Source organism: Chthoniobacterales bacterium (genome assembly GCA_036569045.1).
GTDB lineage: Bacteria > Verrucomicrobiota > Verrucomicrobiia > Chthoniobacterales > JAATET01 > JAATET01.
The window spans coordinates 1-8,680 of sequence record DATCRI010000043.1; the positions used below are offsets into that span (position 1 = coordinate 1).

An 8,680-nucleotide genomic window follows, 5' to 3' on the forward strand; every position below is an offset into this window, starting at 1 on the left:
AACCCTGCCGTGATCACGAAGACCGGCGATGACGAGTTCATCTTCACGGGAACCGCCTCCCTGGTGGAGATCTCGACGGCAGGCTCTCTCACGACGACCTACGGCTCTACCGGCTACTCCTACACCACGGCAGTCGGATCCGGCAGCACTCTCACCCTGTCCGGCGCCACCAGCGCCATCACTTCCCTCGGCGGATCCGTTACGGTGGTTGGCAACTTGGGGTTCGGCTTGCCGACACTCGCCAGCCTTGCCGGCTATCGCTGGATCGCCTTTCCGCCCGGCGAGGAAGTCCCCACCGAATGGACCGACATTCACGCGACAATCACGCTGGATTCCGGGGGCGTCGCCGGCACGCTCACGCTGGCGAGCGGCACCCGGCTCGTGCAGGCGGCCGCGGAATACGCGCTTCCACCGAACACGACGGAAATTCCCGGGGACACGACACTCGACCTCGGGACTCTGGCCAGCGGAACGTTCTCGATCGCCACACCGACACCGACGCCCAGCGAGTAGTCTCTACTCGCCGCGATAGCTGCAGCGGGCGCGAGGGGTTTCGTGGATCACGATCTCGGCGAGGCCGGGAAGTTGCGGAGCGAGGATCTTCCAGAACCAGCCGGCCATCAGCTCGATGGTCGGATTTTCCAAGCCGGGAATTTCGTTGAGGTAGGCGTGATCGAGCTGCTCGACGAGCGGATCCATCGCCCGGGAAATCTGCGAGTGGTCATAAATCCAGCCGGTCTCGGGGTTCACCTCGCCCTCGACGCTGATCTCGACCAGAAAGCTATGCCCATGCATCCGCGCGCATTTGTGCCCGGGCGGCAGCTTGGGCAGCGTCTGGGCGGATTCGAAACGGAAGTCTTTGGTCAGGCGAGCTCTCACGGGGCGAAGCTAGATTCCAAAACTCAAAATCGAAAATCCAAAATGCTCACACGCCCTTGGTTTTGGGATCCCAGATGAATTTGTGCATCTGGAGCTGGAAGCGAGCCGGCAGCTTGTCCTCGAGCATCCAGGCGACAATGTCCTGAGGGTTGATCTTTCCAAAGACCGGGCTCAGCAACACGGCGCCGACGCGATTGCCGAGCTCGTGCACCGCGATCTGCTCGCGGGCCCACTCGTAATCCTCGCGGGAGCCGAGCACGAACTTCACCTCGTCGCCGCGATTCAGGTGCGGGATATTTTCGAAGCGGTTGCGCGCGCACTCGCCGCTCGACGGCGTCTTGAGGTCCATGATGCGATGGACGCGCGGATCGATCTTCGAGATATCGTGCGCGCCGCTGGTCTCGATGAGCACGGTGCGGCCGGCATCGCAAAGCCGCGCCATGAGCGGCAGGACGTTTTTTTGCAGCAGCGGCTCGCCGCCGGTGATCTCGACGAGCGGGCAGTGGATCGCCAGCACCTCGGCCAGCACGTTGTCGATCGCGCGCCTGGTTCCCTTGTAAAAGGCATACTCGGTATCGCAGTAGCTGCAGCGGAGGTCGCAGAAGGTGAGCCGCACGAAAACGCACGGCAGCCCGGCCCAGGTGCTCTCGCCCTGGACCGAAGTGTAGATTTCATTGACGGTGAGATTCCTGCCCGCGGGCCGGGCCGGCTCGTCGGTAGTGATCTCGGGTCCGTCCGCAGTGGCGACTTCCGACATCCCGCGAAGTTAGCAGCGGACCGCGGCGATGAAAACAGGCATTGTCGCCGCGCCGTCCGCTTCTAGAATGTCCTCCCGCTTCGCATTCGCCGGCGGCCCATTCGAGATCCGACCGATGAACCTCAAAGATACGCAAAGCGAGCCCGACGACCGCCAGATCGCCATCGACCGCGTCGGCGTGAAGGCGCTGCGTTACCCGATCCAGATTCGCGACAAGCAGCGCGCCACCCAGAGCACCGTCGCCACCGCGCAGCTCACCGTCGACCTGCCGCACCACCACAAGGGCACGCACATGAGCCGGTTCGTCGAGGTGCTCAATTCCCACGGCCCCGTGCTGCACGTGGACAACATCCGCGACATCCTCGAGCAGCTCACGCAACGACTGGATTCCCAATGCGCGCACGTCGAGTTCGAGTTCCCGTTCTTTCTCGAAAAACGGGCGCCTATCACCCAGGCGATCGGCCTCATCGACTACACCGCTCGCTTCAGCGCCACGCTGGAACGTGGCACGCTCGACTTCGTGCTGACGGTCATCGTGCCGGTCACCACGCTCTGCCCGTGCTCGAAGGCGATCAGCATCCATGGCGCCCACAATCAGCGCGGCCAGGTCACCCTCGCGGTGCGGTTCGGCAAGCCAATCTGGATCGAGGACCTCATCCGCCTCGTCGAGGACAGCGCCAGCAGCGAGCTCTACAGCCTGCTCAAGCGCCCGGACGAGAAGGCCGTGACCGAACGCGCCTACGAAAATCCCGTCTTCGTCGAAGATCTCGTCCGCAACGTCGCCCAGCGCTGCGACGAGGATGCGAACATCCTCTGGTATCGGGTCGAGGCCGAGAATTTCGAATCGATCCACAATCACAACGCCTACGCATTGATCGAAAAGCACCCCGGATAGGCCCGATTTCCCGGGCGACGGAAAAACAGGGGGCATTTCGCATTTGCAAGAAGCGGGACTTTCCGCATTCTGGCCGCCGATGGGAAAATCTGCCGGGAAGCAAGCGCCACCTCACCACCGTCGCCGGGAAGACCTCGCCGTCGCCCACCACACCCACGAACACGGCGACTACCAGCTCCGTTACGGACACCCCCTTCCCTTTGGCGTCAGTCTTGTGCCGGGCGGCATCAATTTCTCGATCTACTCCGGCCACGCCACCGAGTGCACCCTGGTGCTTTTCGAGAAAGGCAGCTCGGAGCCCTTTATCGAGATCCCCTTCCCGTCGGAATTCCGGATCGGTCACGTCTGGGCAATGATCGTCTATGATCTGGACGAGACGTTGCTCGAATACGGCTACCGTTTTGGCGGCCCCTACGAAAAGAAGCTCGGCCATCGTTTCGACCCTTCCTACATCCTGCTCGATCCCTTTGCGCGGGCCATTGGCGGCCGCGACGTCTGGATGCAGAAGACCAACCACGGCGGCATTTTCCCGCTGCGCGCGCAGGTCTGCGACGAGGTGTTCGACTGGGGCCACGACCGGCCGCTTCGCGTGCCGGCCGCCGACCTCGTGATCTACGAGATGCACGTGCGGGGCTTCACCCGGCACGACAGCTCCGGCGTAAAGAATCCGGGAACATTCGACGGCATCCGCGAGAAGATTCCCTACCTGAAATCGATCGGCGTGAATTGCATCGAGCTGATGCCGATCTTCGAGTTCGACGAATGCGAGAACACCCGCACGAATCCGACCACCGGCGAGACGCTCTGCAATTACTGGGGCTACAGCACGGTCGGGTTCAACGCCCCGAAGGCCGGCTACGCCGCCAGCGGCGCCCAGGGCGGCCAGGCCGACGAGTTCAAGCAGCTCGTGAAGGATCTGCACGCGGCGGAGATTCAGGTCGTGCTCGACGTGGTGTTCAACCACACGGCCGAGGGCGGCGAAGACGGCCCCACGCTTTCCTTCCGCGGCATCGACAACCAAACCTTCTACATGCTGCTACCCGACGGCAGCTACGCGAACTACACGGGCTGCGGCAACACCGTGAATTGCAACCACCCGGTGGTCCGCACGTTCATCCGCAACGCCCTCGCTTACTGGGCTGCGGAATTTCACGTCGACGGTTTTCGCTTCGATCTCGCGTCCGTCATGGCGCGCGATTCCGACGGCACCCCGCTCGCGGACCCTCCCCTCATCGAGGAACTCGCGCACGCCCCGATTCTCGCGAATTGCCACCTCATCGCGGAGGCCTGGGACGCAGGCGGCCTCTATCAGGTCGGCCATTTTCCCGACTACGGCCGCTGGCTCGAATGGAACGGCAAATATCGCGACGCGGCCCGCCGCTTCCTCAAGGGCGACGCCGGCGTTGTCGGCGAAATCGTCCAGCGCATCCTCGGTTCGCCCGACCTCTACCAGGCCGCGGGTCGCAAACCGACCGCCTCGGTGAATTTCATCACCTGTCACGACGGCTTCACCCTGCGCGATCTCTATTCCTACAACGAGAAGCACAATCTCGAGAACGGCGAGGCCAATCGCGACGGCAGCGACTGGAACGCGAGCTGGAATTGCGGCGTCGAAGGGGAAACTACCGACCCCGAAGTGCTCGCCCTGCGTCAGCGCCTCCAAAAGAATGCGCTCGCGCTGCTCTTCCTCAGCCAGGGCGTTCCCATGATCACCATGGGCGACGAATGCAACCGCACCCAGCGCGGCAACAACAACGCCTACTGCCACGACGAACCATGGAACTGGTTCGACTGGGCGCTCACGGAAAAGAACACCGGCCTGCTGCGCTTCTATCGCGAGCTCGCCGCCTTCCGCGTCGCCCAGCCGGCACTGCGCCGCACGGAGTTTCTTACCGGCCTGGACTGCGTCACCAGCGGCTATCCGGACATCAGCTGGCACGGCGTGAAAGCCTGGAAGCCGGACTGGACCCCCGGCAGCCGCACGCTCGCGTTCATGCTCTGCGGCCGCCACTCCTCGTCCGTCGGCGGCCCTCCCGACTTCATCTACGCGGCCTTCAACATGCACTACGAGCCGCTCACCTTCGAGCTGCCCGTGCTGCCGAAGAAGCTCCAGTGGCTGCGCGTGATCGATACGTCGCTGCCGGAGCCCGACGACATTGCGAGTCCCGGGAAGGAACCGCGCCTCACCAGCCAGACGTCCATCACGATCCCGGAACGCACCGTCATCGTGCTCGTCGGACGCTGAGAAAACGACCACTCGCGAGTCGGGTTGCACGCCGCCTCACCCTTCGACTCCCGATTACCCGAGCCACCCCCATCCACTTCCCCCGTCCAGGCTTCGGATTGCAAAAAACCACTTGCATGACCCGAAACGAGGGCATACCTTCGCCACCTTTTTCCATCCCGCGCATTTGTCATGCCCAGTAAGAAATCCGTAAACCCCGCCGATTCGAAATCTCCGGCAAAGAATGCCAAACCCGCGGCAAAGAGCACCGCTTCCGACAAGAAGACTTCCAGCAAGGCTGTCGTCTCCAACGGAGAAGCGAGCAGCAAGGGCGCCAAGCCTGCTGACCGCGTCGCCGCGAAGCTCACCCCTTTCCTCGAAGCCCAGCGCCAGAAGCTTCTCGTGCTCAAGGACACGCTCCTCGATAGCATGAACGGCGTGGCCCGCGACAGCCTGCGTTCCCAGACCGGCGGCGACGCTTCGGCCTTCGGCATGCACCAGGCCGATGCCGGCAGCGATGCCTACGATCGCGATTTCGCCCTCGGCCTCCTTTCCATGGAGCAGGACAGCCTTTACGAGATCGACCAGGCGCTCAAGCGCATCGAGGACGGCTCCTACGGCGTTTGCGAAATTTCCGGCAAGCAGATCATGAAGGCCAGGCTTGAAGCCCTGCCCTTTACCCGCTACACCGTGGAATGCCAGGCGGAAATCGAGAAGCGTAACCGCTATCAACGCCACCATCAGCCCGTGACCTCTCTCTTCGGATTGTCCGACGAGGAATCCGAAGGCGAAGACGACGACAGCAGCTCCGACAGCAAAGACAAGGACTAGACCATCATGGGACAAGACATCATCACCATCGAGTGCACCGAAGCGAAGGCCGAGGGGAAACCCACCTCGCGCTACATGACCACTCGTAACAAGAAGAGCCCTCGCACCCCGACCCGGCTCGAAAAGAAAAAATACAACCCTTTCCTCAAGCGGCACACCCTTCACCGCGAGATCAAGTAACATGCAGCCGAAAACCGCCAAACGCCGCGCCAACTTCCGTCGCGCGAACCGCACGATGCCGCGTCGCCGCATCGACCTCACCGTCGAAGCGATCGACTACAAGAATCCCGAGCAGCTCCGCCGCTTCGTCACCGAGAGTGGCAAGATCGTTCCGCGCCGCCTCACCGGCATGCCCGCTCACCTGCACCGGAAGATCACCAATGCCATCAAGCGCGCCCGCAACGTGCTCTTGATGAAGTAAGCAGTTTCCCCACCCGAAAAAAAGGGCCCGGCGAGCCAGATTCCTGGTCAGCCGGGCCTTTTCGTGCCTACGAAGCGTTCGCAGATTTCGCACGCAACCGGCGCCATCCGCGAAGAGCAAGGAAGATCAGCAAGCCGCCACCACCAGCGACCAGAAGGAGCTTTGTCACCGAAGGCTCCGGAACGGCAATGATCGCATTGGCAAAGGCGATCCCGATTTTGTCGTATCCGGACTGGAGCATGTGCACACCATCTCCCCCTTCGAAGTCTGCATAGGACAATGCCGCGTAGACATCGACAAATTGCACGTTGCGCCCCATCGCGGAATATTTGCTCACAATACCGGGGATCGCCGCATTGTAAGGCGCGCCGTAGGCCGTCCAATAGTAATCCCGGCCATAGAATGGGGGAATTGAAGCCACAAGCAGGATCGCGTTGGGACTCTCAAGCGTGATTTGATTAACTAGGGCGTCGAGTCGATCGGCTGCCCCCTCAGGCGTTTCCACCCCTGGAAGTGTCTGATTGACATCGTTGGTGCCAATCATGAGTTGGATATACTCCGGCTGGAATGTTTTGAGCGTTTGCTTCTGGGTAAGTCCGGTTGCAAGTCCATTGATCGAGATGCCGGGGATGCCCTCATGCTCGACCTCCCCGTTCAATTCCAAAGCCGGATTTTCCGTTCGAGACCCCACAAAATCGACAATGAATCCCGCATCTGTAAGGATCTTATATTCCTCCAAACGATAGCCACCTGGCGTTCCTGCGGGAGCCTGCGTATTCGAGTCCCCCAAAGGCATAATGCGCAACGTCGTCGCCAGTGCTCCGCTCAGCGACATCGCCAAAGCTCCGAGAATCGAAAGCGCCACCCTCCCCTTGGAAAAATTCATGGCGGCAATCTAGTCACGCGAAGCCATTCCGCGGAGCAAAACCAACTCTCTTCCGAAATTAACGACTTTTCCCAGCAGAAGGCGGGGCGGCAGACGCCTTTGCCGGGGTTGAAGCCGGCGCTGGCGTGGGCGGAGGATTGCCACCGAGGCCGAGCACGTCGAAGAATTCCCGTGGAATCACCTTCGGGCGCCACTGGGGATCCGAGACCGTGCCGACGGAGACGTATTCCATCAGCTTGCTGACCGGGAAGAAAACCAGGCCTGGAATTCCGCGGGCGTTGATCCGCACGGTGAGGTCCATTCGGCCGCTTGGAAAGCCGATGGTGCCGTCGCCAAAGAGCTCGAAGCCCGAGCCCTGAATATCGAGATCGCGCGTGGTAATCACCTGATCGGCGATCGAAAAATTCGCCGTCGCCAGCCGCGCGTTCTCATGGCCGGCGCCGGGGATGATCTTGCTGATGATCACGGAAATCGGCCCGAACAGCGGAATTGCGAGAACGTGGCCCTCTTCGACGCGAATGCTGCCCCGGCCGCGCATCTTCGAGGGATCGCGCAGGCTGGCGTCGAACGCATACTTTCCGCTCATCACGCCGGCCGACTTCGAGTAGCCGAAATAGAGTTTCGTGAGGGACGGGAAATCGACCCGATCGAGCGACACATCGGCGCTGAAGCTGGGATCCTCCGGAGCGATCGAGACCTTTGCCTTCACCGCCGCGTCTCCGCCGTAAAGCGAGGCGCGTTCGACATCGGCAATCACCTGCTGCCCCTTGAGCAACACCGTCGCCTCGACGTCGTCGAACAGGAGATCGCGATTCAGCAGCGTGTAGGCAAGGCCCTCCGGGGCATCGACGCGGATATCCAGGTCGTTCTTGCGCGGATCCACCATGTGCGCGATCCCGTCCGCCCGCACGTCGGGAGCACCGCGGAATCGATAGACCGCCACGGTGGCGGCGATGCGGGGATCGACCCACATGAGAATATCCGGCGGATTGAGATTTGAGCGGATGCCATTGAGCCGCACCTCGTGCCGGCCGAAGTCGTAGGTGAACGAGCCCGTGGCTTTGAGCGGGCCTTTGTGGATCGTGAGATTCTTGTAAATGATCGCGCGGTCCGCGATCTCGATGTCGGCATCGCCGGAGTCGACCCACGAATCTCGCATCGCCGAGCGCCCGAGCGAGACGTGTCCGCTGCCAGACATCGCGTCGAGACTGGGCCGGGTGCCCGTGAGCGCAATGGTGAGCTTCGGCGGATCCTTGAAATCCAGCAGCTTGATGATGTCCTGTTCCTTCGGTCCGAAAAGTTCGAGAAACTCCGTGGGATCCGCATCGCTATCGAGCGTGAGCCGCAGCTCTCCCGGTCCCGAGAGGACCTGCGCGCGCACGGTGCCGGTGCGGGATTTCAGAACCGCGTCCTGCAGATAAATCCGGCCGTCCTTCCACGCGAAACGCGTCGAAAAACCGCGACCGCGAATGCCCCGGAGCCGGAATCCCTCCACCGAAACCTGCCCCACCGCTGAGATCGACGGCCCGTTCGCGCCAGAGCTCGCCGTCACCGTGGCGTCCACCGCCGGCGGCCGTTCGAAGCGGATCTCCGCGGCCAGGTCCTTCCGCCCGGCGAGCTCGAGCAGCGGCGCGAGGGACAGGCCGCCGCTGAGATCGACGCGACCGTTTCCGGCGGCGAAGTTCCAGGTGCCGCCGACCTGCAAAGCGCCCGACGACCCAAACGCGCGCAGGTTTTTCACGTGCAGCAAATGATCGGCGTAGGTCGCATCGAGCATCACGCGATCG

At 62.2% G+C, this 8,680-nt stretch carries 10 protein-coding genes; 6 read left to right on the forward strand and 4 right to left on the reverse strand.

Going from position 1 to position 8,680, the window contains the following annotated elements; genetic code table 11:
* Window positions 1–513 (forward strand): hypothetical protein (locus tag VIM61_08475; protein HEY8900434.1); only part of this gene is annotated, 513 nt, incomplete at its 5' end.
* A gap of 3 nt (window positions 514–516) precedes the next feature.
* Here VIM61_08475 and queD read toward each other — a convergent pair.
* Both queD and VIM61_08485 read right to left on the reverse strand, forming a co-directional pair.
* Window positions 517–879 carry a 6-carboxytetrahydropterin synthase QueD gene (gene queD, locus VIM61_08480; GenBank protein ID HEY8900435.1) on the reverse strand — a complete coding sequence of 121 codons (363 nt, stop codon included), beginning with the start codon at window positions 877–879 and terminating at the stop codon, window positions 517–519.
* A 46-nt stretch (window positions 880–925) separates the two neighbouring features.
* Window positions 926–1,636, reverse strand: coding sequence for a radical SAM protein (locus tag VIM61_08485; protein ID HEY8900436.1), 711 nt, complete (start codon window positions 1,634–1,636; stop codon window positions 926–928).
* Between the two features lie 115 nt (window positions 1,637–1,751).
* Here VIM61_08485 and folE2 point away from each other — a divergent pair, with 115 nt between their 5' ends.
* The 5 genes from folE2 to rpsR all read left to right on the forward strand — a co-directional run bounded on the left by folE2 (window position 1,752) and on the right by rpsR (window position 6,007).
* Complete coding sequence (gene folE2 / locus VIM61_08490) at window positions 1,752–2,531, forward strand: GTP cyclohydrolase FolE2 (protein ID HEY8900437.1); 780 nt, start codon at window positions 1,752–1,754, stop codon at window positions 2,529–2,531.
* A gap of 79 nt (window positions 2,532–2,610) precedes the next feature.
* Window positions 2,611–4,776 carry a glycogen debranching protein GlgX gene (gene glgX, locus VIM61_08495; GenBank protein ID HEY8900438.1) on the forward strand — a complete coding sequence of 722 codons (2,166 nt, stop codon included), beginning with the start codon at window positions 2,611–2,613 and terminating at the stop codon, window positions 4,774–4,776.
* Between the two features lie 171 nt (window positions 4,777–4,947).
* A complete protein-coding gene (locus tag VIM61_08500) occupies window positions 4,948–5,586 on the forward strand; it encodes a TraR/DksA C4-type zinc finger protein (protein ID HEY8900439.1) in 639 nt (212 codons plus the stop codon).
* Between the two features lie 6 nt (window positions 5,587–5,592).
* Window positions 5,593–5,766 carry a 50S ribosomal protein L33 gene (rpmG, locus tag VIM61_08505; GenBank protein ID HEY8900440.1) on the forward strand — a complete coding sequence of 58 codons (174 nt, stop codon included), beginning with the start codon at window positions 5,593–5,595 and terminating at the stop codon, window positions 5,764–5,766.
* Window position 5,767: 1 nt separating this feature from the next.
* Window positions 5,768–6,007 (forward strand): 30S ribosomal protein S18, encoded by a 240-nt coding sequence (gene rpsR / locus VIM61_08510; protein ID HEY8900441.1) that lies wholly within the window; start codon window positions 5,768–5,770, stop codon window positions 6,005–6,007.
* Between the two features lie 67 nt (window positions 6,008–6,074).
* Here rpsR and VIM61_08515 read toward each other — a convergent pair whose 3' ends face one another.
* Both VIM61_08515 and VIM61_08520 read right to left on the reverse strand, forming a co-directional pair.
* A complete protein-coding gene (locus VIM61_08515; protein HEY8900442.1) occupies window positions 6,075–6,893 on the reverse strand; it encodes a GDSL-type esterase/lipase family protein in 819 nt (272 codons plus the stop codon).
* Between the two features lie 58 nt (window positions 6,894–6,951).
* The coding region (locus VIM61_08520; protein ID HEY8900443.1) for an AsmA-like C-terminal region-containing protein at window positions 6,952–8,680 on the reverse strand (1,729 nt) is incomplete at its 5' end.